The organism is Micromonospora sp. NPDC047467 (assembly GCF_040643095.1).
In the GTDB taxonomy this organism is placed as follows: Bacteria; Actinomycetota; Actinomycetes; order Mycobacteriales; family Micromonosporaceae; genus Micromonospora.
In genome coordinates this window covers 80,672-106,433 of record NZ_JBEYTO010000006.1, presented here as the reverse complement: position 1 = coordinate 106,433, position 25,762 = coordinate 80,672, and the positions used below count along the sequence as shown (strand labels likewise).

Below are 25,762 nucleotides of genomic sequence, written 5' to 3'. Positions count from 1 at the left end.
GCGGACGACAGGACTTTACCTACCATGAGCCAGGCTCGGGTTACCCAGCGCTGTCAGGAGGCCGAGTGTCCACCGTCATCATCAAGCGCCCGCCCCGCCGGCCGGCACCGGAGATACCCGTCGGTGAACTGCCGGTCGAGGCGCCCCCGGAGATCCCCGCGGTGACCGGCGGGCGGTGGCAGCAGATGCTCATGCTGCTGCCGATGCTCGGGGGCACGGTGGCGATGGCGATGATGTTCGGCCGGGGCGGCGGCGCCTACTCGTACGTGGTCGGCGGGATGTTCGGGCTCTCCTCGCTGGCGATGCTGGTGACCTCCTGGGGCAGCGCCTCGGGCACCCCGAAGAAGTCGGAGATGATGGCGGCCCGCCGGGAGTACCTGCGTCACCTGGCCACCCTGCGCCGCCGGGTACGGCAGACCGCCGGGCAGCAGCGGGCCGGGCTCTACTACCGACACCCGGATCCGGGCCGCCTCTGGTCGACGGTGGACAGTCACCGGGTCTGGGAGCGGCGTCCCGCCGACCCGGATTTCGCGGTCGTGCGGGTCGCCGTCGGGCCGCAGACGCTTGCCACCCCGCTGGTCCCACCGGTCACCCGGCCCCTGGAGGAGCTGGAGCCGATGACCGCGGGCGCGCTGCGCCGCTTCCTGGACGCGTACTCCGTGGTGCCGGAACTGCCGGTGGCCCTGTCGTTGCGCAGCTTCGCCCGGGTGCACGTGCGCAGCGGCACCGGCGGCGGGTCGGGCACCGGCCGGCCGCCCGACGGCGACCCGGCGGCGCAGGCCCTGGTCCGGGCCGTGTTGACCCAACTGGCCGTCTTCCACGCCTCCGACGAGTTGCTGATCGCGATCTGCGCGGGGCCGGAACGCCGAGCCAGTTGGGAGTGGGTGAAGTGGCTCCCGCACGCGCACCACCCCGGCCGCACCGACGCGCTCGGCCCGGTGCGGCTGGTCACCACCTCGGCCGCCGAACTGGAACGGCTGCTCGGCGACGTGCTGGCCAGCCGCTCCCGGTTCAGTCCGTCCGGCCCGGCCACCGACGGCCCGCACGTGGTGGTGGTCCTCGACGGCGGCGACCTGACCGGCGCCAGCGATCTGACCGGTGACGGCGGCATCGACGCGGTCACCGTCCTGGACCTGGACACCCCACCGCCCCGCCTGCTCGACCGGTACGCGCTGCTGCTGGAGCTGCGCGGCCGGCGACTGCACTCCTGGTCGATCGAAGGGCACGCCGAGGTGGGCACCGCCGACCAGCTCGACCTGACCGACGCCGAGGCGGTCGCCCGACGGTTGGCGCCGCTCCGACTGGCCGGCACGGCCCGTGGCCCGGACGCGCCGCTCCAGGCCGAGCTGGGCCTTCCGGAACTGCTCGGCGTCGGCGACCCGGAGAGCTTCACCGCCGAGCAGGGCTGGGCGCCGCGCTCGGCCCGGGACCGGCTGCGGGTGCCGATCGGGGTGGGCGCCGACGGCGGTGCCATCGAGCTGGACCTCAAGGAATCGGCCCAGGACGGGATGGGCCCGCACGGCCTGCTCATCGGCGCCACCGGCTCCGGCAAGTCCGAGTTGCTCCGCACGCTGGTGCTGGGGCTGGCCGCCACGCACAGCTCCGAGCAGCTCAACTTCGTCCTGGTCGACTTCAAGGGTGGTGCCACTTTCGCGCCGTTCGACCGGCTGCCGCACACCGCCGCGGTGATCACCAACCTGGCCGACGCGCTGCCCCTGGTGGATCGGATGGTCGACGCGATCAACGGCGAGCTGGTCCGCCGGCAGGAGCTGCTGCGCCGGGCCGGCAACTTCGCCAGCGTGCGCGACTACGAGCGTGCCCGGGCGGCCGGCACCCCCCTCGCCCCACTGCCGTCGCTGCTGCTGATCTGCGACGAGTTCTCCGAGCTGCTCTCCGCCAAGCCCGACTTCATCGACCTGTTCGTGCAGATCGGCCGGCTGGGCCGGTCGCTCGGCGTGCACCTGCTGCTCGCCAGCCAGCGACTGGAAGAGGGCCGGCTGCGTGGGCTCGACACCCACCTGTCGTACCGGATCGGGTTGCGCACCTTCTCCGCGCTGGAGTCCCGCACGGTCCTCGGCGTGCCCGACGCGCACGAGCTGCCCCGCTCACCGGGCCACGGCTTTCTGCGCGCCGGCACCGATCCGCTGGCCCGGTTCAAGGCCGCGTACGTCTCCGGCGCGGTCCGCCGCCGGGCCGCGTCGGCGGGCACGGCAGCCGACGGGGGCGTCCGCCTGCTCACCTTCACCACCCACACCGTGCCGCTGCCCGAGTCGGCCACCCCGGCCCTACCGATGGTGGCCGAGGACGTGAGCAGCCGGAAGACTCTGCTCGACCTGCTGGTCGACCGGCTCGCCGGGCAGGGTCCGCCCGCGCACCAGGTCTGGCTCCCGCCGCTCGGCCCGCCGCCGGCCCTGGACGAACTGCTCGGCACGGTCGAGGTGGACGCGACGCGCGGGCTCACCGTGAGCAACCCCGAGTTGCACGGCGCGCTCGGCGTGCCGGTGGCCGTGGTGGACCGGCCGTTGGAGCAGCGCCGGGACCTGCTCTGGCTGGCGCTGGACGGTGCGGCCGGGCATATCGCGGTGATCGGGGCGCCGCAGAGCGGCAAGTCCACCGTGTTGCGTACGTTGATCTGCGCGCTGACGCTCACCCACACCCCCGCCGAGGTGCAGGTCTACTGCCTCGACTTCGGCGGCGGCGGCCTGGCCGCACTGCGGGACCTGCCGCACGTGGGCGGGGTGACGGGCCGCGCCGACCCGACCGCCGTTCGGCGAACCGTCGGCGAGATGACCACCCTGCTGGCCGAGCGGGAGCGTCGCTTCGGCGAGCTGGGCGTGGAGTCGATGGCGGCGTACCGGCAGCGTCGGGCCGCGGTGGGCGCGGCCAGCCAGCCGGGGGCCGACCCGTTCGGCGACGTGTTCCTGGTGATCGACGGTTGGAGCACCGTCCGTGGCGAGTACGACGACCTGGAGCCCCTGGTCACCGACCTGGCCACCCGGGGTCTGTCGTACGGGCTGCACGTCGTCGCCACTGCGCTGCGCTGGCTGGATTTCCGCCCGGCGATCCGGGACCTGTTCGGCTCCCGGCTGGAGCTGCGACTCGGTGACCCGGCGGACTCGCTGGTGGCGCGCAGAGCGGCGGCGAACGTGCCGGAGCAACCCGGTCGGGGGGTGACGGCAGAGGGCCTGCACTTCCTCACCGCGCTGCCGCAGCTCGGCACCGACAGCGGGGACACCGCCGACCTGGTCAAGCGGGTCGCCGACAGTTGGACAGGCCCTCGGGCGCCCCGGGTCCGGCTCCTGCCGCCGGTGCTCCCGTACGCCGAACTGGACCTCACCGCGACGACCGGCCTGCGGCTGCCGATCGGGATCGCCGAGGCGGACCTGAGCCCGGTGCTGCTCGACTTCGCGACCGAACCGCACTTCGTGGTCTTCGGCGACGCGGAGTGCGGCAAGTCCTCGTTCCTGCGGGCGTTGGCAACCTCGATCATCACCCGGTTCACGCCCGAGGAGGCCCGGGTGATCCTGGTCGACTACCGGCGCAGTCTGCTCGACGCCATCGAGACGCCGCACCTGATCGGGTACGGCACGGCAGCGGCGCACACCGCCGACCTGGTCGAGTCGGCCGCCGGATACCTGGAGCGGCGGGCACCCGGTCCGGAGGTCACCGGGCAGCAGTTGCGCGACCGGTCCTGGTGGTCGGGGCCGGAGCTGTTCGTGCTGGTCGACGACTATGACCTGGTGGCGGCCGGTCCGGCGAACCCGTTGCGGGCGCTGGAGGAGCACCTGCCGCACGCCCGGGACGTCGGGCTGCACCTGGTGCTGGCCCGCCGAACAGGTGGGGCGGCCCGGGCCCAGTACGAGCCGATCGTGCAGCGGCTACGGGAACTGTCGACCGCCGGTCTGGTGATGGCGGGCAGCCCCGACGAGGGCGCTCTCGTCGGGCCGGTACGGCCCGGGCCGCTGCCACCGGGCCGTGGCCGGCTGGTCACCCGGCGGGAGGGCGTACGCCTCGTTCAGCTCGCCCAACTGCCGCCGCCATGACCTGTCTTCGTAGTTCCTCCCGAGACGGGTGGGGAAACCGGTAATCTCCGATCGTCATGGTTCCGTCGGGGTGAATGGCTGGGGATGTGACTGGGGTTCGGCACAGCTGTCCGGCAGCGGCCCGCAGGGTCGCCGGCCGGGCGCTGCTCGGTGTGGTGGCGGCGCTCGCCGTCACGGCCCCGGCCGCCGCACCCGTCACGGCGCCCACCACTGGCGGACAGCTCGCCGGCGCACCGATGGCGTTCGCCCCCGGCGACACCGTGGCCCGCACCGACCAGGTCCGCGACGAGCAGTGGCAGCTCGACGAGCTGCGAGCCGAGACGGCCTGGCGCACCTCGACCGGCCGGGGCGTGACAGTCGCGGTGGTCGACTCCGGAGTGGACGGCACCCATCCCGACCTGGTCGGCCAGGTGCTGAACGGCGTCGACCTCGTTGGTCCCGCCGGCGGCGCCGGCCCGGATCCGGTGGGGCACGGCACGACAGTCGCCGGCCTGATCGCCGGCCGCAAGGACGACAAGCGGGGTGTGGTCGGCCTGGCGCCGGACGCCCGGATCCTGCCGGTCCGGGTGCTCGACGAGGAGAACCGCTACGACGACGCCCTGATCGTCGCCAAGGGGGTTCGCTGGGCGGTCGACAACGGTGCCCGCGTGATCAACCTGTCGCTCGGCGGCAGCGGCGACAGCCCGGCTTTGGCGGCGGCTCTGGACTACGCGTTCGCCCGGGACGTGGTGGTGGTCGCCTGCACCGGCAACCTGGCCACCTCCACCAACTCGAAGGTGTGGTACCCGGCCCGCGAGCCGGGCGTGATCGCGGTCGCCGGACTGGAGGGCAGCAGCGACAACCTGTGGTCCGGGTCGATCACCGGCCGGGCCACGGTGCTCACCGCCCCCGCCACCGGCCTGGTCGGCGCCCGACCTCCCACCGGGTACTGGCGGGTGCAGGGCACCAGCTTCGCCGCTCCACTTGTGGCAGCCACCGCCGCGCTGGTCCGGTCCCACTATCCGCAGATGTCCGCGGGCGAGGTGGTCAACCGGTTGCTGGCCACCGCCCGGGACCTCGGCCCGACCGGCCGCGACGACCGCTTCGGGTACGGGGTGGTCGATCCGGTGGCCGCGCTGACCGCTCAGGTGCCGTCGGTGACCGCCAACCCGCTGGACGATCAGACGTCGCCCGGTGTGGTCGGCTTCGGCCCGGCCCCCGGTTCCGCCGACGACGACCCGGTGGAGGGTGCCGGCAGCGACCCGCTCGGTTTCACCGCGCCACGGCAGCAGACGGGGTGGACGGCCCGGGCTGCGGGCGTGCCGGACGATTCGGCGCCCGAGCAACTGTGGACGGGGGCTGTGCTGCTGGCCGCCCTGATCACCGGCGCGGCCCTGATGGTGCGCCGGTTCCGTCAGCGCGCCCGCTGATCGGCAGGGCTGATCACCGGCCGAGCGGGGTAGAACCCTTCCCATGAGTACGTCCGGCACTCGTACCCTCGACACCGCCCGGCATCCGTCCTGGCGGCGCCGCCGTCTGGACCCGGACCAGGCACTCGGCCTGCGGCTGACCCTGGCGGCGACGGCGGCGTTCCTGGTGCTGGTGCCGTTCGCCCTGCTCGCCCTCCTGGTGCTGGGGGTCTGGGCGCCGCTGCACCGGCTGGACACGACGGTCACCGAGGCGCTGCACGACTACGCGCTCGACCACCCGGCCTGGGTCACGCTGATGCGGATCTGGACCGAGGTGTTCGCGCCCATGCCGCTGCGGGCCGCCGCCCTGCTCGTGGTGATCTGGCTGCTGCGTCGGGGTGCCCGCCGGCTGGCCCTCTGGGTGACGACCACCATGGTGGTCGGTGGGTCGCTCGGTCCGCTGCTCAAACTGCTCGTCGGCCGGGACCGGCCGGAACTGCTCGACCCGGTGGCACGGGCCGCCGGCTACTCGTTCCCCTCCGGGCACGCGCTGAACGCCACCCTGGCCGCCGGGGTGCTCCTGCTGGTGTTCCTGCCGTACGCCGGGCGGGGAGTCTCGCGGGTCGCGCTCTGGGTCGCCGCCGTGCTGGTCACCGTGGTTACCGGGCTGAGCAGGGTGGCGCTCGGCGTGCACTTCACCAGTGACGTGATCGGCGGCTGGATGCTCGGTGTGGCGGTGCTCGCGGCGACCACTGCCGCGTTCACGAGTTGGCGGGCGGCACCCGGCGAAGCCGCGGGTGGCCCGAGCTGACGTCGCTCGACGCTCAGGTGCACTCGCCGGTGGCGACGGCACGGTTGCGCTCGGCACCGGCCAGCGCCACCGGGCGGGCCTCGGCGGCGGTCACCGCGAAGCCGGTGTTGGGGTCGTCCGCCGCCGCCGCGAAGATCACGCCGAGCACCAGGCCGTTGGCGGAGAGCAGCGGGCCGCCGGAGTTGCCGCTGCGCACCAGCGCCCGGATCGTGTAGACCTCTCGGGTGACGTCGCCGGAGGAGTAGATGTCCGGCCCCTTGATCTTGTCGACGTCGCGGATCCGCGCCGACTGCGCGTTGTACGGGCCGTCGAGCGGGAAGCCGAGCACGATGGCGTCCGATCCGCTGCCCGCGTTGCCGGCGGCGAACCGTAGCGACGGGCCGGGCAGCCCCGGCACCAGCAGCACGGCCAGGTCCCGGTTGGGGTCGTAGACCACCACCTGACCGTCGTACCGCTCGCCGCCCAGCTCCACGGCCACCGATCGGGTGCCGGCGACCACGTGCGCGTTGGTCATGACCCGGTCGTCGGCGTAGACGAAGCCGGAGCCCTCGATGCGGCGCGAGCAGCTCGGCGCGGAACCGAGCACCTTGACCACCGACCGCTGGCCGTTGACCACCACCTGGGAGCCGGCCAACGCCGGGTCGGGCGGGTCGACCTGCCGGGCCCGGGTGGGCGCGAGGTCGCCGAAGACGTCCGGGAAGCCGTCGGTGTCGACGGTGTCCTCCAGCGCGGTGGAGAGCCGGTGGGCCTGCTCGGGCAGGACACCGTTCACCACCGTGATCAGCGCGCTGTTGCGCACCGCGGACGCGAGCCAGGGGACCGAGGACGAGCCGAGCGGCACGGCGACCAGCCAGGCGAGCAGGAGCACCGCGAACAGTGAGACGAAGGCCCCACCGACGTCGTCGATCCGTCTGCCCACGTCGCTGGTGATCGTCTTGCGCAGGTGCGAGCCGAGCCAGCCGGCGAGCGCCTGCCCGACCACCGCCAGCCCGAAGATCGCCACCAGGGAGATCAGCACGCGGGTGCCGGCATCCACGAACTGCCGGGCGAACAGCGGCCCGACCTGGAGGCCGAGCAGCAGACCCAGGAAAAACCCGGACAGCGACGTGATGCCGATGACGAAACCCTGACGGTATCCGCTGATCGCGAACACGAGCATGAGCAGCAGGAGGACGAGATCCACGACGGACACGGGTCAAGCGTACGGGCAGCGCGCCCGCCAGATGACCATCGCTTGCGGAAGGTGACCGCGTGGTCAGCGCAGGGCGGTTTCGTCGACCTCGTCGGTGCCGGCCGACGGCGCCGGGGTCGCCCCGCTGGGCGGCAACTCGACCACCCGTTTCCGCGACCACGGGCGGGCCCAGCCACCCATCTCCAGCAGGGTGGCCAGCACCCCGGCGGTGAAACCCCAGACGAGCATGCCGCGCGCCGAAAACGCCGGCCCGATCCAACCGCTGGGGTGGCGGACAAGCATCCGGTTGGCCGGATCGACCAGCTCACTGACCGGCAGTCGGGCCACGTGCGCCACCTCGGCGGGCTCCCGGGGGTGCACCGGGTGCGGGTCGTGCCACCAGGCCAGCACCGGGGTGACCACGAAGTCGCTGACCGGAATCCACAGCTTCGGCAGCTCGGCCAGCACTGTCACACTGCCCGGGTCGAGGCCGACCTCCTCGTTCGCCTCGCGCAGCGCGGTGGCGCGCACGTCGGCGTCCTCGGGATCGGCGGCACCGCCGGGAAAGGCGGGCTGGCCGGCGTGGTTGCGCAGGTTGGCGGCCCGTTGCAGAACCAGCACGTCGGGCCCCACGCCGGGCTGCTCGCCGAGCAGCACCAGCACGGCGCTCTCCCGGCCACCCTCGGCGGGGGTGGTCAGGCGGGTGAAGTCCTCGGCACGGGCAGTGCCCAGCCGGGCCAGCAGAGGCTCGAACCAGCCCGGCGGTCGGCCGGTCACGCCGGCACCGCCAGGCCGAGGTGCTGGCGGACCAGCGTGGTGAGCTGGGCGTCGTCGAGGGCCCCGGTGGCATCGATGTGCCGGATCCGGCCCTGCGTGTCGACGAAGAGGGTCAGTGGGATGGCGTTGCGGTTCAGTCCCCGTTGCAGCGCCTCGCCCTGGTCGACCAGGATCGGGAACCGTACGCCGAAGTCCTCACCGATGGACTGCGCGCCGCCGCGGCTGTCCCGGCTGTTCACGCCGACCACCTGGAGCTGGCCGGCAGCCCGCTCGCTGAGCCGCTGGAAGGCGGGCAGCTCCTTGCGGCACGGCGGGCACCAGGAGGCCCACACGTTGATCACGGCCGGCCCCGCCACGTCGCGCAGCGCGACTGGCGCACCGCCGGTGAAGCAGGTCAGGGTCAGCTCCGGCAGCGCCACCCCGCCAGGTGCCGTCGACGTGCCCGAGCCGGGTGTGGCGGGGGCCGCCGTGCCGGCACCGGGCGACGCGGGGGTCGACGGCGCGGCGGTGGGCGACGTGCCCAGCGCGGCGCAGTCCCGGAACGGCGACGGGCGCTCGGCGGCGGCCCGCCTCGGCGCGGGGTCGTCGTCGGCCGTGCCTCCGGTGCAGCCGGCGACGGCCAACAGCAGCGGCAGGGCGAGCAGGGCGAGACGCCGGTTCACGGCACCTCCGCGGCGACCGCCTGGGCGGGCACCAGCTCCGGGTCGACCCCGGCGGCCACCGCCAGGTCCCGTGCCCGAGGGCCCTTGAGCAGCTTGGCGGCGGCGGCCGGCTCGGTCGGGCCGGTGCCGTAGGAGGGGCAGAGCTTCACGAGCGTGCACGCGCCGCAGGCCGGCTTGCGGGCGTGGCAGACCCGTCGCCCGTGGAAGATGATTCGGTGCGACAGCATCGTCCAGTCACGCTTGTCGTACAGCGCGCCGATCGCGTGCTCGATCTTGACCGGGTCGGTCTCGGTGGTCAGCTGCCACCGGTGCACCAGCCGCTGGAAGTGCGTGTCGACGGTGATCCCGGGGACGTCGAAGGCGTTGCCGAGGATGACGTTGGCGGTCTTGCGGCCGATCCCGGGGAGCGTCACCAGGTCGGCGAGCCGGCCGGGGACCTCGCCGTCGTACCGCTCGACGAGCGCCTGCCCGAGCTTGAGCAGCGAGTCGGTCTTGTTGCGGTAGAAGCCGGTGGGCCGGATCAGCTCCTCCATCTCGCCCCGGTCGGCACCGGCGTAAGCGGCGGCACTCGGGTAGCGGGCGAAGAGCTTCGGGGTGACCTCGTTGACCTTCTTGTCCGTGCACTGCGCGGAGAGGATGGTGGCGACGGCCAGCTCCAGGGCATTGGAGTGGTCCAGCTCACAGTGCGCGTCGGGGTGCGTCTCGGCCAGCACCCGGCCGATCTTGCGGGCACGGCGTTTGCGCCCGAGGTCGGTCTCGCTGGCACCGGGAGGGCTACTGGTCACGACGGCCAGCCTACGTCGCCCCCCGGACGTTCCTGCTCGGGTCAACCGGCCGTCGGCGCGGAGATCTTGCCGTCGGTGTCGAACCGGGCGCCGGTCTTCGGGAAGTCGGTGCGGCTCAGTTCGGTGACCAGGCCCAGACCCCGGTCGTTCGGGTCCATCGTCGGCTTGCCGGCGGAGTTCATGTACGTCGAGGTGAACGAGCCGCCGGCCCAACTGCCGTCGGGCTTGAGCGACACCTTCAGCACCCCGCCCCAGCCGAGCCGCCCGGCGTTGCTCAGCGAGTTGCCGCCACCGGCGAAGTTGCCCAGGCTGTAGGCGATCAGGCGCCCCTGGTAGAACTCCACCCCGCGCAGCACGTGCGGCCCGTGCCCGACGATCAGATCCGCGCCAGCGTCGATCATGGCGTGCGAGAACTTCACCGGGTCGCCCCGGTTCTCGCCCAGGAACATCTCGGTGCCCGGCTTCACGCGGGTCTTGTCCGCCCCCTCGCCGCCCATGTGCACCTGCACCACGACCAGGTCTGCCATCGTGGCGGCCTTGGCGACCACCGCCTTCGCCTTGGCGATGTCGACGAGGCTGTTCGACCAGACGTACGACGAGAAGCCGGCCACGGCCACCTTGACACCCTTGACGTCGACCACGGTGATCTGGTTCGGCGCCCCGGTGTGCTGCAGGTCGTACTTCTCCAGCGCCTGCTGGGTGTTCTCGTAGCCCTTGGGGCCGTAGTCGTAGCCGTGGTTGTTCGCCTGGTTGAGCAGGTCGAAGCCGGCGTCACGCAGGTGGGCGGCGTACTCCGGTGGAGCCCGGAACTGGAAGCAGCGCGTCGAGTTGGCCCCGCACTTGCCGGTGCCGGTGTCCACCGTCAGCGGCTCCTCCAGGTTGCCCATGACCAGGTCGGCCTTGAGTGCCTGGGTGACCGAGTCGAAGAAACCCTTACCGCCGCCGGCGGGCAGCCGGTTCGGTGCGTTGCCCATGATGATGTCGCCGGTCGCGGACAACGAGATGGCGTCACCCCCGCTGGCGGCCGAGGCGTCACCGCTGGCCTTCGGGCCGGCCGTGGCCACCGGCGCTCCGGTGCCACCGCCACCGACGCCCGGCTGCCACACCGGAGCCTCAGCGGCCTCGGCGCAACCGGTGACGAGAAGGGCGGCCAGCAGCGCGGCGAGGCCGAGGGCGACGCGGCGACGCGGGCGGGACGCGAGGGGGGCGGTAGCGTACATCGCCCGCGACCCTACCGGCCCGTAAACGCGCCGACGAGGGCCGATCGGTCGGAACTTCAGCCGGTCAGCTGGTCTGACCAGGGCACGACCGGCCGGTCACCGCCGGCGAGCACCGCAGCGTGGACCGCTCGGGCCAGCGGGGCGCCCCAGGTGGAGCGCGGCCCGCCGTACGTGGCCTCCGGCCCGTCCACCGGGCAGAGCACCGTGACCGCGTCGGTGGGGGTGCCGGTCCCCGGCAGCCCCAGCTCGCTGATCGCCTGGGTCTTCGCCTCGGTGGCGGTGGCCACGGCGTTGACCAGAGCGGAGTCGGCGAGCCGCGCCGGCACGTACACCACGATGTTGACCGTGCCGACGCGCTGGGTGAGCGCGTCGGCGGCCGGCGCGGCGGCGAGCACCGGGGTGCCGAGCCCGACCGTCGCCCAGGCCCGCACGCCGGTGTCGGTCCGGGCCACCACCTCGGCCACGTCGACGCCGGTCAGCAGGCCGACCCCGGGCCCGTCGAGGGCCAGGTCCGTGGCGAGCGCGGCCAGGTGGGCGGCGGGGTCGTCCCGGTCGTACGACATGGGCACCGTCGCGTTCAACACCCAGCGCCGGACGCCGATGCCACCGCCGAGCGGGCCACTGCTGACCGCCCGCAGCGGCCCGTCGGCGCGCCAGACGAGCAGCGGGATACGCCGCCCGTCCTCGACGCGGCTGGTCAGACTCGGATCGCTCAGCACGTCGGGCAGGTTACGCCCACCGATCAGGATTCCAGGGGCGACCTCTGATTCATGCTCACGTGCGCCTAGACTTGGCGGCGCGCGAGGGGATCAGCGGACGGCGGCCCCGGGCCGACGGACGGCACGCGCAACCGGAGGTGCGTGATGGATGAGGTACTGGCACGCAGCGGGATCTTCCAGGGTGTCGACCCGGAAGCTGCCGAGGCGCTCGCTAAGGAGATGGAGACGATCGAGGTCCGCAAGGGCGAGATCGTCTTCAACGAGGGCGAGCCCGGCGACAGCCTCTATATCCTGCTGTCCGGAAAGATCAAGGTTGGCCGCCGGGCGGCCGACGGCCGGCAAAACCTGATCGCGGTGATGGGGCCGTCGGACATGGTCGGTGAGCTGTCGCTCTTCGACCCGGGTCCGCGTACGGCGACCGCCACCGCGGTGACCGACACCCGGCTGGTACGGCTGCGCAAGCAGGCCCTGCGGCCGTGGCTGAACAACCGCCCGGAGATCGCCGAGCAGCTCCTCCGGGTGCTGGCGCGGCGACTGCGCCGGACCAACGACTCGCTCGCCGACCTGATCTTCACGGACGTGCCGGGCCGGGTCGCCAAGAACCTGCTCCAGATGGCCGGCCGGTTCGGCACGCGCGACGGCGGCGTCCTGCGGGTGACCCACGACCTCACCCAGGAGGAGATCGCCCAGCTCGTCGGCGCCTCCCGGGAGACGGTCAACAAGGCGCTGGCGGACTTCGCCTCGCGCGGCTGGCTGCGGCTGGACGGCAAGAGCATCATCATCCTCGACCCGGAGCGCCTGGCCCGTCGCGCCCGCGTCTGACCCCTGACCGCCGTATCTCCCCGGCCCGGATCGCCCTCGGCGGTCCGGGCCGGTCGGCGTGTCGGTGCTCTGCCCGGCGGTCTGCCCGGCGCAGAATCGCTGGCGTCCGGCCGGCGCGGCGGTGAGGGTGGGGGGATGCTGAACCGGGTTGCCGTGCTCTCCGACATCCATGGAGTGCTGCCCGCGCTGGAGGCCGTGCTGGCCGAGCCGGACGTCGCCACCGCTGACCTGATCGTGCTCACCGGCGACATCGCGGCCGGCCCACAGCCGGTCGAGGTGCTGGACGTGCTCGCCGGCCTCGGTGATCGCGCATGCTGGGTGGGAGGCAACGCCGACCGCGAACTGGTCGAGGCACGAGCCGGCCGGCCCGCCTCGATCGAGGTGTCGAACTGGGCCGCCGGGCAACTCCGCGACGACCAACTCACCCGCCTCGCCGGGCTGCCGACAACCGCCACGTTCGAGATCAATGGTCTCGGCCAGACGCTGTTCTGCCACGCCACACCCCGCGACGACGAGGAGGTCGTGCTCGTCGACTCCCGGATGGAGCGCTGGTCGGAGGTCTTCGCCGACCTTCCGGCCGAGATTTCGACGGTGGTCTGCGGTCACACCCACATGCCCTTCACCCGGCTGGTCGACCGACGCCTGGTGGTCAACCCTGGAAGCATCGGCATACCGTACGGAGGTACGGGTGCGTGGTGGGCACTGCTCGGGCCAGGTGTGCAGCTACGCCGTACCGTCTTCGACGTGGACGCGGCCTGCGCCCGGGTAGCAGCCGAGTCGACCTTCCCCGACGCCGCTGCCTGGGTCGACGAGTACCTGCGCTCCCAGCACAGCGACGCCGACGCGCTGGCCGCCTTCGGCCCCCGCGACGGCCGCTGAGCAGTGACCCCCGCAACGGCCGTCAAAGCAGCAGTCCTCGACGGCCGTCCCCGCGACGGCAGCCGTCGCGACCGCCGCCGAGGCAGCGGGTGGGGTCCATGCTGGGGGCCTTTGGAGCTGAATCGCTTGCGACATCAGCGGGCGACATCAATCCGACGCGACCAGGCCGACGCGACCAGGCCGACCCGACCAGGCCGACCCGACCAGGCCGACCCGACCAGGCCGACCCGACCAGGCCGACCCGACCAGGCCGACCCGACCAGGCCGACCCGACCGGGCCGACACTGCCAGGCCTGGCTGCCCAACGGTCGGTGCGGTGACCCGGGTCGTAACGGAGTTGAGGGACGCGACCAGGTCGACGCGACCAACCCGACACCGCCACGCTCGTGCGACGCGCTGTCGGCCACGCCGACGCAACCGCTCCGACGCGACCAGTAGATGAGTCCGCGCGGACCACACCGGCCGATGACTCGTTTGTGACATCAGCTCCAAAGGGCGCCACCACACTGCACCCAACCCTTGGGGCGGTGCCACGCCGCGACCACGCACCGGCCCCACCGTTCCACCGCCCCACCCCGTAACGCGAGCACCCAGAAAAAGTCAGTCTTGACTGTTTGTTTCTGAGCCGGCAGGCTGTCCCGCATGGCCGCCGCATCGACCCGTGTCCCGCAGCAGGAGCGCAGTCGCCTCACCCAGGCCCGCCTGCTGGAGGCGACCGTCGACTGCCTGATCGAGCACGGCTGGTCCGGCACCACGACCACCGTCGTCGCCGCCCGGGCCGGTGTCTCGCGTGGTGCGCAGCTGCACCACTACCCCACGAAGGCCGCGTTGGTCACGGCCGCCGTCGCCCATCTGGCCGAGCGCCGGGCCGACGAGCTGCGCACCGAGGCGGAGATGTTGCCGGCCGGCCCGCAGCGGTTGGACCGGGTGATCGATCTGCTCGCCGCCGCGTTCACCGGGCCGCTCTTCGTCGCCGCACTCGAACTCTGGGTCGCAGCCCGCACCGACCGCGAGCTTCGCGACGCCCTTATGCCGCTGGAGGCGATGGTCGGTCGGGAGATGCACCGGCTCACCCTCTCGCTGCTCGGCGTCGACGAGCGCCGACCCGGCGTCCGGGAGGCAGTGCAGGCCACCCTCGACCTGCTCCGCGGACTCGGCGTGGCCAACCTGCTCAGCGACGACTCGGCCCGTCGCACCGCCCTGCTCGTCACCTGGAAGCGCCAACTCGCCACCCTGCTCACCCCCTGACCACCGGCCGCACCGGCCCGCACCGACCGGAGGCACCATGGTCGACCTCACCGACCTACTCGCGGACCTCGCCGCTGAGTCCGCTGAACTGGACGCTCTGGTGGCACCCCTGTCGGCGGGCGACTGGGCGCGGCCGACCCCCGCACCGGGCTGGAGCATCGGCCACCAGATCGCCCACCTCGCCTGGACCGACCACGTGGCGGTGCTGGCCGCCACCGACGCGGAGGCGTTCTACGCGACGGTGCTGGCCGCGCCGGACCCGTCCCGGCTGGTCGACGCTGGCGCTGAAGAGTTCCTCGCCCCGCCCGCAGAGTTGCTCGCCCGCTGGCGGGCCGGCCGGGCAGCCCTCAACGACGCGCTCGCGGTGGTTCCGGCCGGCGAGAAACTGCCCTGGTACGGCACCCGGATGTCAGCCACCTCCATGGCGACCGCCCGGATCATGGAGACCTGGGCACACGGCGAGGACGTGGCCGACACGCTCGGTGTCGTCCGCCCTGCCTCGGACCGGCTCCGGCACGTGGCGCATTTGGGCGTGCGTACCCTCGGGCACGGTTTTGCCGCCCACGGCCGACCGGTTCCGACGGCGCCGGTCCGGGTCGAGCTGGCCGCGCCGAGCGGCGACACGTGGGCCTGGGGTCCGGCGGACGCCGCCGACCGACTGACCGGCCCGGCTCGGGACTTCTGCCTGCTGGTCACCCAGCGCCGGCACCGCGCGGACCTCGCCCTGCTGGCAAGCGGCCCGGTCGCCGACGAGTGGCTCGACGTGGCACAGGCCTTCGCCGGCCCGCCGGGCGCCGGCCGCGAGCCGGCCAGCCGGAACGGAGCCCTGGCGTGATCCGCATCGGCAACGCCTCCGGCTTCTACGGCGACCGGTTCACCGCCTGGCGGGAGATGATCGACGGCGGCGAGCTGGACGTGCTGACCGGTGACTACCTGGCCGAGCTGACGATGCTGATTCTCGGCCGCGATCGGCTGCGCGACCCCGACCTGGGGTACGCGAAGACCTTCCTGCGCCAGTTGGAGACCTGCCTCGGCACGGCCCTCGACCGTGGCGTGCGGATCGTGACCAACGCCGGCGGGCTGAACCCGGCCGGCCTGGCCGTCGCCATCGAAGCCCTCGCCGGTCGGCTGGGCGTGCCGGTGCGGGTCGGGTACGTCGAGGGCGACGCGCTCCAGCGGCCCGACGCGCTGACCGCGAACGCCTACCTCGGCGCGTTCGGGATCGCCGCCTGCCTCGACGCCGGGGCGGACGTCGTGGTGACCGGCCGGGTGACCGACGCGTCGCTGGTCGTCGGTCCGGCGATCGCCCGGTACGGGTGGGGTCGTGACGACCTCGACAAGCTGGCCGGCGCGACTGTCGCGGGGCACCTCCTCGAGTGCGGCGCGCAGGTCACCGGCGGCAACTTCAGCTTCTTCACCGAGTTGCCCGACGGAGGGCGCCGGCCGGGTTTCCCGATCGCCGAGGTGCACCCGGACGGCTCCGCGGTGCTCACGAAGCATGCGGGCACCGGCGGTGCGGTCACGGTGGAGACGGTCACCGCCCAACTGCTCTACGAGGTCGGCTCGCCCGCGTACCTGGGGCCGGACGTGGTCACCCGGCTGGACTCGGTAACGCTTCACGCCGATGGGCCGGACCGCGTCCGGGTCTCCGGCGTCCGGGGCACTCCGCCGCCCGCCACGTTGAAGGTAGGCGTCAACAACCTCGGCGGCTTCCGCAACTCGATGACCTTCGTCCTCTGCGGGCTGGACATCGAGGCGAAGGCGGCCCTGGTGCGGGGGCAGATGGAGGAGGCGGTCGGCAAGGAGGGGCTGGAGTTCACGCTGGCCCGGACCGACCACCCGGACGCCACCGACACGGAGGCGGCCAGCGCCCTGCTCCACGTCCACCTGCGCGACACCGACCGGACGCGGGCCGGCCGGGCCTTCTCAGCCGCCGCGGTGGAGCTGGCCCTGGCCTCGTACCCGGGTTGCACGCTGACCACCCTGCCGGGCGACGCGACACCGTACGGCGTCTTCACCTCCGACGCCGTGCCGCAGGACGCGGTGGCGCACGTGGCGGTGCTGCCCGGCGGCGCACGGGTACCGATCGCTCCCCCGAGCCACACCGCGCCCACGCCCGTCCCGGACACCGAGGCGGCACCGGGCGACGCGACCGCGGTCGACGGCCCGACCCGACGCGGGGCGCTCGGCGAACTGGTCGGCGCTCGCTCCGGGGACAAGGGCGGCGACGCCAACCTCGGTGTCTGGGCGCGCTCCGATGCCGGGTACGCGTGGCTGCGCGGCTGGCTGACCGTCGAGCGGCTGGCCGAGCTGCTGCCGGAGACCGCGCCGCTGGTGGTGCGGCGCTACGAGCTGCCGAACCTCCGTGCGGTCAACTTCGTGATCGAGGGCCTGCTCGGGGCGGGAGTGGCCGCGTCCACCCGGTTCGATCCGCAGGCCAAGGCGCTCGGCGAGCTGCTGCGCTCCCGGCTCGTCGACCTGCCGGCCGACCTGTCGATCGACCCTGCGGCCAACGATGGGGAGGTGGCATGAGCATCGTGGACACTCCGGAACGGCGGCAGTTGCGCGAGCTGACCAGGGCCTTCGTGACCCAGGAGGTGCTGCCACACCTGGACGACTGGGAGCGGGCCGGCGAGGTGCCGAGAGCCCTGCACGCCACCGCCGCGAAGCTCGGCCTGCTCGGCGTCGGCTTCCCCGAGTCGGTCGGCGGCAGCGGCGGCGACCTGCTCGACTCGATCATCGTGACGGAGGAGGTGATCCGCTCCGGCGGCTCGTCCGGCCTGATCGCGGCCCTGTTCACGCACGGCATCGCGCTGCCGCACATGGTCGCGGCGGCGGGCGTGGGCATCGGCGGTTCGCTGGTCGGCCGGCTCGGCGGCACCTCGACGCCCGGCGACGACGACCTGATCCAGCGGTACGTCCGGCCGACCCTGGCCGGCACGATGATCGGGGCGCTGGCGATCACCGAGCCGGACGGCGGTTCGGACGTGGCCGGCATCCGCACCACCGCCCGCCGCGAGGGCGACCACTACGTGGTGAACGGGTCGAAGACGTACATCACCAGCGGGCATCGGGCCGACTTCGTGACCACGGCGGTCTGCACCGGTTTCCCTGGCAGCGGCTCGGTCAGCCTGCTGGTCATCGACAAGGACAGCCCCGGGTTCACCGTGGGACGTCGGCTGGAGAAGCTGGGCTGGCACTGCTCGGACACCGCCGAGCTGTCGTTCGTCGACGTGCGGGTGCCGGTGGCAAACCGGATCGGCGCGGAGGACACCGGCTTCCTGGCGATCATGCAGAACTTCGCCGCCGAGCGGCTCTCGCTGGCCACCCAGGCGTACGCCACCGCGCAGCGCTGCGTCGAGCTGACGGTGCGCTGGTGCCGGGACCGGGAGACCTTCGGCCGTCCGCTGGTCAGCCGGCAGGTGGTCCGACACCGGCTCGCCGAGATGCACACCCGCGCCGAGGCGGCCCGGGCGTACGTGCACGAGGTCGCGGTTCGGGTGGCGGCCGGTGAGCCGGTCGTGACCGAGGTGGCGATGGCCAAGAACGTGGCGGTGGCCGCCTGCGATCAGGTCGTCGACCAGGCGTTGCAGCTGCACGGCGGGTTCGGCTACATGCGTGACGCCGAGGTGGAGCGGCACTACCGCGACGCCCGGATCCTCGGGATCGGCGGCGGCGCCACCGAGATCATGAACGAGATCATCGTGAAGGGGATGGGCCTGTGACCACACTGGACACCGCTGCCGACCCGTCCGCGCCCGGCTTCGTGGCGAACCGGGCGGCGCTGCTGGACCGACTCGCCGAGTTGGACGCGGCGCTGGACCAGGCCCGCGCGGGCGGCGGCGAGAAGTACGTGACCCGGCACCACAAGCGGGGCAAGCTGCTGGCCCGGGAGCGGATCGACCTGCTGGTGGACGCCGACAGCCCGTTCCTGGAGCTGTCGCCGGTGGCGGCGTACGGCACGGACTTCCCGGTAGGCGCCAGCGTGGTCACCGGCATCGGCGTGGTCGAGGGCGTGGAGTGCCTGATCGTCGCCAACGACCCGACGGTACGCGGAGGCGCGGTCAACCCGTGGTCCCTCGCCAAGACCCGGCGGGCCGGCGAGATCGCCCTGGCCAACCGGCTGCCGATGGTCAACCTGGTCGAGTCGGCGGGCGCGGACCTGCCCACCCAGGCGGAGATCTTCATTCCGGGTGGACGGGTGTTCCGGGACCTGACCCGGCTCTCCGCCGCGAAGATCCCCACGGTCAGCGTGGTTTTCGGTAACGCCACAGCGGGTGGCGCGTACGTGCCGGGGATGTCCGACCACGTGATCATGATTCGGGACCGGTCACAGGTCTACCTGGCCGGGCCGCCGCTGGTGAAGATGGCCACCGGCGAGGTCACCGACGACGAGTCGCTGGGCGGGGCGGCGATGCACGCCGGCACGTCTGGACTGGCCGATCACTTGGCCGAGGACGAGCGCGACGGCATCCGGCTGGCTCGGCAGTGCATCCGCCGCCTCAACTGGCACAAGGTGGGCCCGTCGCCGCGTACGGCCGTGCCGCAGCCGCCGAAGTACGACCCGGAGGAGTTGCTCGGCATCGTCAGCGGCGACCTGAAGGTGCCGTTCGATCCCCGCGAGGTGCTGGCCCGGATCCTGGACGGCAGCGACTTCGACGAGTTCAAGCCGGCGTACGGGGACGCGCTGGTCACCGGCTGGGGCGAGCTGCACGGCTACCCGGTGGGTGTGCTGGCCAACGCGCGGGGTGTGCTGTTCAGCGAGGAGGCGCAGAAGGCGGCGCAGTTCATCCAGCTCGCGAACGCCTCGAACACCCCGTTGATCTTCCTTCAGAACACCACCGGCTACATGGTGGGCACCGAGTACGAGCAGCGCGGCATCATCAAGCACGGCGCACTGATGATCAACGCGGTGTCCAACTCGACGGTGCCGCACCTGACGGTGAACCTGGGCGCCTCGTACGGGGCCGGCAACTACGGCATGTGCGGCCGGGCGTACGACCCGAGGTTCCTGTTCACCTGGCCGAACGCGAAGTCGGCGGTGATGGGTCCGGCGCAGCTCGCCGGTGTGCTCTCCATCGTGGCCCGGCAGGCCGCCGCCGCGCGGGGGCGCGACTACGACGAGGACTCCGACGCGGCGATGCGAATGATGGTCGAGCAGCAGATCGAGTCGCAGTCCGGCGCGCTGTTCCTCTCCGGCCGGCTCTACGACGACGGGGTGATCGACCCGCGCGACACCCGGACCGTCCTCGGGCTCTGCCTCTCGGCGATCCACAGTGGCCCGGTGAAGGGCGCCGATGGCTTCGGCGTCTTCCGGATGTAGCCCGTGAGCACGAGGAACGCAGCGAACCGCAACCCCGCAGTGGCGAACGAGAGGCAGGCTCAGCCAACATGATCAACCGATTGCTCGTCGCCAACCGGGGGGAGATCGCCCGCCGGGTCTTCGCGACCTGCCGGGCGCTCGGCGTGGAGACGGTCGCCGTGCACTCGGACGCCGACTCCGACGCGCCGTTCGTCGCGGAAGCCGACCAGGCGGTCCGGCTGCCGGGTGACACGCCGGCCGAGACGTACCTGCGGGTGGACCTGATCCTGGACGCGGCCCGGCGCAGCGGCGCGGACGCCGTCCACCCGGGCTACGGGTTCCTGGCCGAGAACGCCGAATTCGCCGCGGCGGTGACCGACGCCGGGCTGACCTGGGTCGGCCCACCGGCCAAGGTGATCGCGGCGATGGGCGACAAGCTGGCGGCGAAGTCGCTGCTCGCCGAGGCGGGCGTGCCGATGCTGCCGAGCTGGACCGACACCGAAGCGGTCACCGACTTCCCGGTGCTGGTGAAGGCGTCCGCCGGTGGCGGCGGCCGGGGCATGCGGATCGTCCGGGAAGCCGGGGAGTTGGCCGAGGCCGTGGCGTCCGCGCGCCGCGAGGCGGCTGCGGCGTTCGGCGACGGCACGGTCTTCATCGAGCGGTACGTCGAGCGTGGCCGGCACGTCGAGGTGCAGATCTTCGGCGACACCCACGGCACGGTGAACGCGCTGGGTGTGCGGGAGTGCTCGATCCAGCGCCGACACCAGAAGATCATTGAGGAGGCGCCCGGCGTCATCCCGGCGGACGTGCGGGAGCGCCTGCACGAGGCGGCGGTGGCGGCGGGCCGAGCGGTCGACTACGTGGGCGCGGGCACGGTCGAGTTCCTGCTGGCGCCCGACGGGGCGATCTACTTCCTGGAGATGAACACCCGGCTCCAGGTGGAGCACCCGGTGACCGAGCTGACCGCCGTGGGCGGGTTGGACCTGGTCCGGCTGCAACTGCTGGTCGCCGAGGGCGCGGCCCTGCCGGAGCTGGCGCAGCACCCGGCCGCCGACGGCTGCGCGATCGAGGTGCGGCTGTGCGCGGAGGACCCGGCCCAGAGTTTCCGCCCGGCCACCGGAGTCCTGCACCGCTTCGCCGTCCCCGGGGTGGACCGCGAGTTCGGCGACCTTCAGCGGGCGGGCCTGCGGCTGGACTCGGGTGTCGTGGACGGCTCGGTGGTCGGCGTCCACTACGACTCCATGTTGGCGAAGCTGGTCGCCTGGGCGCCCACCCGCGCCGAGGCGGCCCGGGCTCTCGCGGGCGCGCTGGCCCGGGCCGAGCTGCACGGGGTGGCGACGAACCGGGATCTGCTGGTCCGCGTGCTGCGCAGCCCCGAGTTCGGTGCGGTGGAGATCGACACCGGCTTCCTGGACCGGCACCCGGAGGTGTTCGCCCCGCTGCTTCCCGCCGACCGCCTTCCGGTGGCCGCGCTGGCCGCAGCGCTGGCGTCGGCCGCCGGCCGTCGCGCGGACGCGAAGGTGCTCGCCGGGCTGCCGTCGGGCTGGCGCAACGTGCCGGCCGTCCCGCAGGTCGCCCGGTTCGGCGGTCCGGACGGCGAGATCGAGGTCCGCTACCGCCTGGACCGCTCCGGCCGGCTCGCAGAGTGGTCCGCCGCACGCGACACCGACGACCCCGCCGACGACGACGACCGCGCTGCCGGGGCGCCGCCCACGGTGGAGTTGGTCGAGGCCACCCCCGACCGGGTGGTCCTGGACGTCGACGGGGTTCGGCGGGCTGTGCGCGTACACCGGGTGGGGTCGGAGGTCTTCGTGGACGGCCCGGACGGGGCGGCGAGCCTGGTCGAGCTGCCGCGTTTCCCGCTGCCCACCGCGGAGCTAGCCGCCGGGTCGCTGCTCGCGCCGCTGCCCGGCGCGGTGACCCGGGTGCACGTCGAGGTCGGTCAGCGGGTCGCGGCCGGCGACCTGCTGCTCACGCTGGAAGCGATGAAGCTGGAACACCCCGTGCTCGCCCCCACCGACGGCGTCGTCGCCGAACTGCCGGTTCCCGCTGGCGGTCAGGTGCGTACCGGCGCCGTGCTGGCCGTCATCGACGGCGCATCCACCCCAGACCCTGCGCCGTCGAACCCCGAGGAGGACCCCCGATGACCTTCGACCTCACCCCCGAGCAGGACCAGTTGCGCGACGCCGTGCGGGCGTTGGGCCGCCGGTACGGCCACAGCTACTTCGTCGAGAAGGCCAAGTCCGGCGAGCACACCACCGAACTGTGGGCCGAGGCGGGCCAACTCGGCTACCTGGGCGTCAACATCCCCACCGAGTACGGCGGCGGGGGCGGCGGCATCACCGAGCTGGCCATCGTCTGCGAGGAGCTGGCGGCGGCCGGTTGCCCGCTGCTGCTGCTGGTGGTGTCCCCCGCCATCGCGGCCACGGTGATCAACCGGCACGGCACCGAGGAGCAGCGCAAGCGGCACCTGCCCGGCCTCGCCGACGGCTCCCAGAAGATCGTCTTCGCGATCACCGAGCCGGAGGCCGGCTCCAACTTCCACCGGCTCGGCACGGTGGCCCGCCGCGACGGCGACGACTGGCTGCTCTCCGGCCGCAAGTGCTACATCTCCGGCGTGGACGAGGCGGACCACGTCCTGGTGGTGGCTCGCACCGAAGACTCGTCCACCGGCAAGCTGAAGCCGGCGCTGTTCCTCGTGCCGACCGACGCCGCCGGGCTGACCCGCTCCAAACTGGACATGGAGATCCTGTCGCCGGAGAACCAGTTCCTGCTCTACCTGGACGACGTGCGACTGCCCGCCGACGCGCTGCTCGGCGGATCGTTGGACTCCGGCCTGCCGGCACTCTTCGCCGGGCTCAACCCGGAGCGGATCACGGTGGCCGCGATGGGTGCCGGCACCGGCCGGTACGCCATCGAGCGGGCCACCGACTACACCGCCACCCGCAAGGTCTGGGGTGGCCGGACCATCGGCTCCCACCAGGGCGTGGCGCACCCGCTGGCGCACGCGGCGGTGCAGGTGGAGCTGGCCCGCCTGATGATCCAGAAGGCGGCCACCCTGTACGACGCCGGCCGCGACCTGGAGGCGGGCGTCTCCGGCAACATGGCCAAGTACGCCGCCGGGGAGGCCGCCGCGCTCGCCGTGGACACCGCCGTCCAGGCCCTCGGCGGGGCCGGCATGACCACCGAGTACGGGATCGCGACCCTGCTCGGCGCCGTCCGGGCGGGTCGGATCGCCCCGGTCAGCCGCGAGATGATCCTCAACTTCGTGGCCCAGCACGTCCTGGGCCAGGACAAGTCCTACTAGAGCTGGAGGGGTTGAGCCGCCCGGGAAACACGCAGGGTGACGAATCGAGTCCAATGCGTGTCGAACTGGATCGGCCATGTCGGACCAACCGGTCGATCCGGGCCGATTTACGCGGCGAGTCGTCTCTCCGGTTGACAGCCGGCCAGGTCACGGCATGCTTGAGGGGTGAATCGACTGGTCAGGCCCGACCCGCGGATGGTGGCGGCGGTCGCCGCCCTGGGAGCACTCACGCTCCTGGTCCTGTTGGTCGTGTGGCGCCGTCAGGACCTTCTCGGCGTGGTTCTCGCGCTGCTCTTCGTGCTGCTGACCATGGTCACCGGCGTGGCGGTGTCCGCCGCCCGGCAGGACGACGGGCCGGAGCCGACGGACCGGATCGCTGCCGGGCCGCCGGAGTTGATGCCGTACGGGATCGACGCCGACACTCTCGACGCCCTGGACAGCCGGGCCGCCCTGCGTGCGGTGCGTGACCGGCGTGGGACGCCCGGCAGCCTCAGCGACCGGTGAGGGTCGGGCCGGTGAGCGCGTCGACGCCCCGCCCGGCCAGGCACCGGTAGGACCGGTCGACACTGCCGTCCACCGGCGGCAGCACCTCCAGGTGCCAACCGACCGGGTCGCTGATGCCGGTGGTCACGCGGAACGTCGTCGTGCCACACACCTGCCGGACCGGCGCGGCGGAGGCCACCTCGTCGTAGGCTGCGCCGACGAGCGACACCGGCAGGATGCCCTCGGCGTACGTCTCCCAGGTGTGCCGGGCGTCGCAGGGGACCCGGACCGCCTCGGCACGGTTGCCGCGGATCCGCATCGGCCCGAAGCACTCCAACTCGGGCAGGCACCGGGCACCGCTGGGCAGGGCTGTTGGCGCACCGGCGCCGGCCGAGCAGCCGGGCAGTGGCCCGGTCGGCGGCGCCCCGACCTGACTGACCCAGGGAGACGGGCCGGGCGGCGGCCCAGTGCTGGCGACCCAGGCCCCGGCGGTCGCTGAGGCGGCGAGCGCGAGCACCCCTGCGCCGCCGAGGAACCAGCGTCGCCGCCAGCGCCGAGCGTCGGGGGCCGTCGGATGGGCGTCCTCGACCGGGGGCCGGGGTGCCGGCTGGCCGGCGACGTACGGGCCACCGCTGCTCGGCGCGCCACTGATCGGGGCACCACTGACCGGCGTCGGCGGCGAGCCGAACGGCAGGCTGGTGAGCAGGTCGTGCAGTTCGAGGGCGGAGGGCCGCTCGGCCGGATCGTTGGCCATGCCGGCGCGCAGCACCTCGATCAACTCGTCCGGCACGCCGGGCAGGCCCGGGACCTGCTGGTTGAACATCTCCAGCACGGTGACCAGGCTGGGGTTGCGCTCGGACTGCCAGCGTGGCGGACGGCCGTTCATCACCGCGTAGAGGGTGGCGCAGAGCGCGTACACGTCGACGGCCGGCGACGGCGGGCTGTGGCTGAACATCTCCGGTGGCGCGTACGCCGGGGTGAGCACCTCCAGGGTGACCGAGGGGTCGCGGTGCTCCGCGAGCACGGCCAGCCCGAAGTCGGCGAGCACCGCCGAGTTGAAATGCGAGTAGAGGATGTTCGCGGGCTTCACGTCCCGGTGCAGCACCCCGGCCGCGTGCGAGTGGGCCAACGCGTCAGCGATCTTGATGCCGAGATCGCGGGTCTCCACCGGACCGAGCGGCGAGGTACGCATCCGCTCGGCGTACGACCCGTCGCAGAGTTCCATGATCAGGTAGGGGTGCTGGTCGACGGTGACCCCGACATCGAAGAGGTCCACCACGTGCGGGTGGGACGACATCCGCCCGGCCGCCCGCGCCTCGCGCAGAAAGCGGGCCTGGTCCCGCTCGCTGTCCAGCGTGCGGTTCTCTACCTTGACGGCGACCTCACGCCCCACCGAGATCTGGGTGGCCCGGTAGACCGTCGCATATCCGCCTCGGGCAAAAATGCGCAAATCGGTCAGGCCGGGCACGATCGGCACCCGCAAGCCGCCGGTCGGGGTGTCGGTCACTGCTCGAAAATACCCAACCCGACCGGAGGCTCAGCGCACCGCGTCCGCCGGAGCGGCACCGGCCGCGCCGGGAGCCTCCCCGGCGTCGCCCGGCGCCACCTCGGCGGCGGTCGAGGTCGCGTCGACGGCGGCCGGCGTGTCCGTGCCGGCCGGCGCACCCCGGCGCGCGTCCAGGCGCAGGCCAACCGCGGTGGCCAACGCGCCCAGGCCCTCCCAGGCGGCCACGCCGAAGAACCGGTCGGGAGCGATGTCGGCGAGCACCGCGATGGTGAACACGGTGAAGGTGACCAACCGGAAGACCACTGTGAAGCGGTAGAACGCCCGCCACTCGGTGACCGTGGCGAGCAGGTAGTAAACGCCCATGTTGAACGCCGCCATCGAGGACGCCAGCAGGAACGTGCCGGTGTAGTCACCGACAGCCCGCGTCTCCGGCGTCTCGAACCCGAGCATCCGCAGCTGAGCCTCCGGCCAGAGCAGCCCGAGCGCGCCCATCAGCAGGGCCAGCACACCGAAGACCGCGATGGTCCAGCCCGCGACGGAACGCGGCAGCTTCATGAGGGGCCTCCCAGGCACGGCGACGGTCACCACTGTGGACCGGCACACGGTGGTGACACGCTAGCCGGTCCCCCCGACAAACC

21 protein-coding genes are annotated in these 25,762 nt (G+C 73.0%); 13 read left to right on the top strand and 8 right to left on the bottom strand.

Features of this window, described 5'->3' with window-relative positions:
- Window positions 1-65: 65 nt before the first annotated feature.
- From eccCa to ABZ780_RS18150, 3 genes are all read left to right on the top strand, one after another.
- Entirely contained in the window at window positions 66-4,043 is a 3,978-nt protein-coding gene (eccCa, locus tag ABZ780_RS18160; protein WP_357486717.1) for a type VII secretion protein EccCa, read from the top strand.
- Between the two features lie 74 nt (window positions 4,044-4,117).
- Window positions 4,118-5,452: a type VII secretion-associated serine protease mycosin gene (gene mycP / locus ABZ780_RS18155; protein WP_357486716.1), complete on the top strand. Its 1,335-nt coding sequence runs from the start codon at window positions 4,118-4,120 to the stop codon at window positions 5,450-5,452.
- A gap of 43 nt (window positions 5,453-5,495) precedes the next feature.
- Complete coding sequence (locus ABZ780_RS18150; RefSeq protein ID WP_357486714.1) at window positions 5,496-6,242, top strand: phosphatase PAP2 family protein; 747 nt, start codon at window positions 5,496-5,498, stop codon at window positions 6,240-6,242.
- A 13-nt stretch (window positions 6,243-6,255) separates the two neighbouring features.
- Here ABZ780_RS18150 and ABZ780_RS18145 read toward each other — a convergent pair whose 3' ends face one another.
- The 6 genes from ABZ780_RS18145 to ABZ780_RS18120 form a co-directional block, all read right to left on the bottom strand.
- Entirely contained in the window at window positions 6,256-7,434 is a 1,179-nt protein-coding gene (locus tag ABZ780_RS18145) for a MarP family serine protease (protein WP_357009803.1), read from the bottom strand.
- Window positions 7,435-7,497: 63 nt separating this feature from the next.
- Complete coding sequence (locus ABZ780_RS18140; protein WP_357009800.1) at window positions 7,498-8,190, bottom strand: CoA pyrophosphatase; 693 nt, start codon at window positions 8,188-8,190, stop codon at window positions 7,498-7,500.
- Complete coding sequence (locus ABZ780_RS18135) at window positions 8,187-8,852, bottom strand: TlpA disulfide reductase family protein (RefSeq protein WP_357009797.1); 666 nt, start codon at window positions 8,850-8,852, stop codon at window positions 8,187-8,189. Before ABZ780_RS18135 ends, ABZ780_RS18140 begins: the two co-directional genes overlap by 4 nt.
- A complete protein-coding gene (gene nth, locus ABZ780_RS18130; RefSeq protein ID WP_357009794.1) occupies window positions 8,849-9,637 on the bottom strand; it encodes an endonuclease III in 789 nt (262 codons plus the stop codon). The genes ABZ780_RS18135 and nth overlap by 4 nt, the downstream gene beginning before the upstream one ends.
- A 41-nt stretch (window positions 9,638-9,678) precedes the next feature.
- The gene (locus ABZ780_RS18125) at window positions 9,679-10,857 is read right to left on the bottom strand and encodes a CapA family protein (protein ID WP_357009792.1); all 1,179 of its coding nucleotides are present in this window, start codon (window positions 10,855-10,857) and stop codon (window positions 9,679-9,681) included.
- A gap of 56 nt (window positions 10,858-10,913) precedes the next feature.
- Window positions 10,914-11,576, bottom strand: a complete 663-nt coding sequence (locus ABZ780_RS18120; RefSeq protein WP_357009789.1) for an adenosylcobinamide amidohydrolase — start codon at window positions 11,574-11,576, stop codon at window positions 10,914-10,916.
- 144 nt (window positions 11,577-11,720) lie between these two features.
- On the opposite strand from ABZ780_RS18120, the gene ABZ780_RS18115 reads away from it, so the two are divergent.
- The 10 genes from ABZ780_RS18115 (at window position 11,721) to ABZ780_RS18070 (ending at window position 23,638) form a co-directional block, all read left to right on the top strand.
- Window positions 11,721-12,398: a Crp/Fnr family transcriptional regulator gene (locus ABZ780_RS18115; RefSeq protein WP_007466162.1), complete on the top strand. Its 678-nt coding sequence runs from the start codon at window positions 11,721-11,723 to the stop codon at window positions 12,396-12,398.
- A gap of 135 nt (window positions 12,399-12,533) precedes the next feature.
- Entirely contained in the window at window positions 12,534-13,277 is a 744-nt protein-coding gene (locus ABZ780_RS18110; RefSeq protein ID WP_357009787.1) for a metallophosphoesterase family protein, read from the top strand.
- A gap of 642 nt (window positions 13,278-13,919) precedes the next feature.
- Entirely contained in the window at window positions 13,920-14,525 is a 606-nt protein-coding gene (locus ABZ780_RS18105; protein ID WP_357009785.1) for a helix-turn-helix domain-containing protein, read from the top strand.
- Window positions 14,526-14,562: 37 nt separating this feature from the next.
- On the top strand, window positions 14,563-15,360 hold the full coding sequence (locus ABZ780_RS18100) for a TIGR03084 family metal-binding protein (RefSeq protein WP_357009782.1): 798 nt from the start codon (window positions 14,563-14,565) through the stop codon (window positions 15,358-15,360).
- On the top strand, window positions 15,357-17,057 hold the full coding sequence (locus ABZ780_RS18095; RefSeq protein WP_357009779.1) for an acyclic terpene utilization AtuA family protein: 1,701 nt from the start codon (window positions 15,357-15,359) through the stop codon (window positions 17,055-17,057). Before ABZ780_RS18100 ends, ABZ780_RS18095 begins: the two co-directional genes overlap by 4 nt.
- Entirely contained in the window at window positions 17,054-18,250 is a 1,197-nt protein-coding gene (locus ABZ780_RS18090; RefSeq protein ID WP_357486712.1) for an acyl-CoA dehydrogenase family protein, read from the top strand. Before ABZ780_RS18095 ends, ABZ780_RS18090 begins: the two co-directional genes overlap by 4 nt.
- Entirely contained in the window at window positions 18,247-19,848 is a 1,602-nt protein-coding gene (locus ABZ780_RS18085) for a carboxyl transferase domain-containing protein (RefSeq protein WP_357486710.1), read from the top strand. Before ABZ780_RS18090 ends, ABZ780_RS18085 begins: the two co-directional genes overlap by 4 nt.
- A 68-nt stretch (window positions 19,849-19,916) precedes the next feature.
- Entirely contained in the window at window positions 19,917-21,974 is a 2,058-nt protein-coding gene (locus tag ABZ780_RS18080) for a biotin carboxylase N-terminal domain-containing protein (protein ID WP_357486708.1), read from the top strand.
- Window positions 21,971-23,134 carry an acyl-CoA dehydrogenase gene (locus tag ABZ780_RS18075; RefSeq protein WP_357009769.1) on the top strand — a complete coding sequence of 388 codons (1,164 nt, stop codon included), beginning with the start codon at window positions 21,971-21,973 and terminating at the stop codon, window positions 23,132-23,134. The genes ABZ780_RS18080 and ABZ780_RS18075 overlap by 4 nt, the downstream gene beginning before the upstream one ends.
- Before the next feature lie 165 nt (window positions 23,135-23,299).
- Window positions 23,300-23,638 carry a hypothetical protein gene (locus ABZ780_RS18070; RefSeq protein WP_357009767.1) on the top strand — a complete coding sequence of 113 codons (339 nt, stop codon included), beginning with the start codon at window positions 23,300-23,302 and terminating at the stop codon, window positions 23,636-23,638.
- On the opposite strand, the gene ABZ780_RS18065 is transcribed toward ABZ780_RS18070, so the two are convergent.
- Both ABZ780_RS18065 and ABZ780_RS18060 read right to left on the bottom strand, forming a co-directional pair.
- Window positions 23,625-25,124, bottom strand: coding sequence for a protein kinase (locus ABZ780_RS18065; protein ID WP_357486706.1), 1,500 nt, complete (start codon window positions 25,122-25,124; stop codon window positions 23,625-23,627). The genes ABZ780_RS18070 and ABZ780_RS18065 overlap by 14 nt on opposite strands.
- Before the next feature lie 30 nt (window positions 25,125-25,154).
- Window positions 25,155-25,679: a hypothetical protein gene (locus ABZ780_RS18060; protein ID WP_357486705.1), complete on the bottom strand. Its 525-nt coding sequence runs from the start codon at window positions 25,677-25,679 to the stop codon at window positions 25,155-25,157.
- Between the last annotated feature and the right edge of the window lie 83 nt (window positions 25,680-25,762).

Excerpts from the sequence above, each read along its gene's own strand:
- ABZ780_RS18080 (WP_357486708.1), top strand. The coding sequence starts at position 19,917 with ATGATCAACCGATTGCTCGTCGCCAACCGGGGGGAGATCGCCCGCCGG.
- ABZ780_RS18090 (WP_357486712.1), top strand. The coding sequence starts at position 17,054 with ATGAGCATCGTGGACACTCCGGAACGGCGGCAGTTGCGCGAGCTGACC.
- ABZ780_RS18110 (WP_357009787.1), top strand. The coding sequence starts at position 12,534 with ATGCTGAACCGGGTTGCCGTGCTCTCCGACATCCATGGAGTGCTGCCC.
- ABZ780_RS18075 (WP_357009769.1), top strand. The coding sequence starts at position 21,971 with ATGACCTTCGACCTCACCCCCGAGCAGGACCAGTTGCGCGACGCCGTG.
- ABZ780_RS18150 (WP_357486714.1), top strand. The coding sequence starts at position 5,496 with ATGAGTACGTCCGGCACTCGTACCCTCGACACCGCCCGGCATCCGTCC.
- ABZ780_RS18105 (WP_357009785.1), top strand. The coding sequence starts at position 13,920 with ATGGCCGCCGCATCGACCCGTGTCCCGCAGCAGGAGCGCAGTCGCCTC.
- mycP (WP_357486716.1), top strand. The coding sequence starts at position 4,118 with ATGGCTGGGGATGTGACTGGGGTTCGGCACAGCTGTCCGGCAGCGGCC.
- ABZ780_RS18125 (WP_357009792.1), bottom strand. The coding sequence starts at position 10,857 with ATGTACGCTACCGCCCCCCTCGCGTCCCGCCCGCGTCGCCGCGTCGCC.
- ABZ780_RS18115 (WP_007466162.1), top strand. The coding sequence starts at position 11,721 with ATGGATGAGGTACTGGCACGCAGCGGGATCTTCCAGGGTGTCGACCCG.
- ABZ780_RS18100 (WP_357009782.1), top strand. The coding sequence starts at position 14,563 with ATGGTCGACCTCACCGACCTACTCGCGGACCTCGCCGCTGAGTCCGCT.
- ABZ780_RS18060 (WP_357486705.1), bottom strand. The coding sequence starts at position 25,679 with ATGAAGCTGCCGCGTTCCGTCGCGGGCTGGACCATCGCGGTCTTCGGT.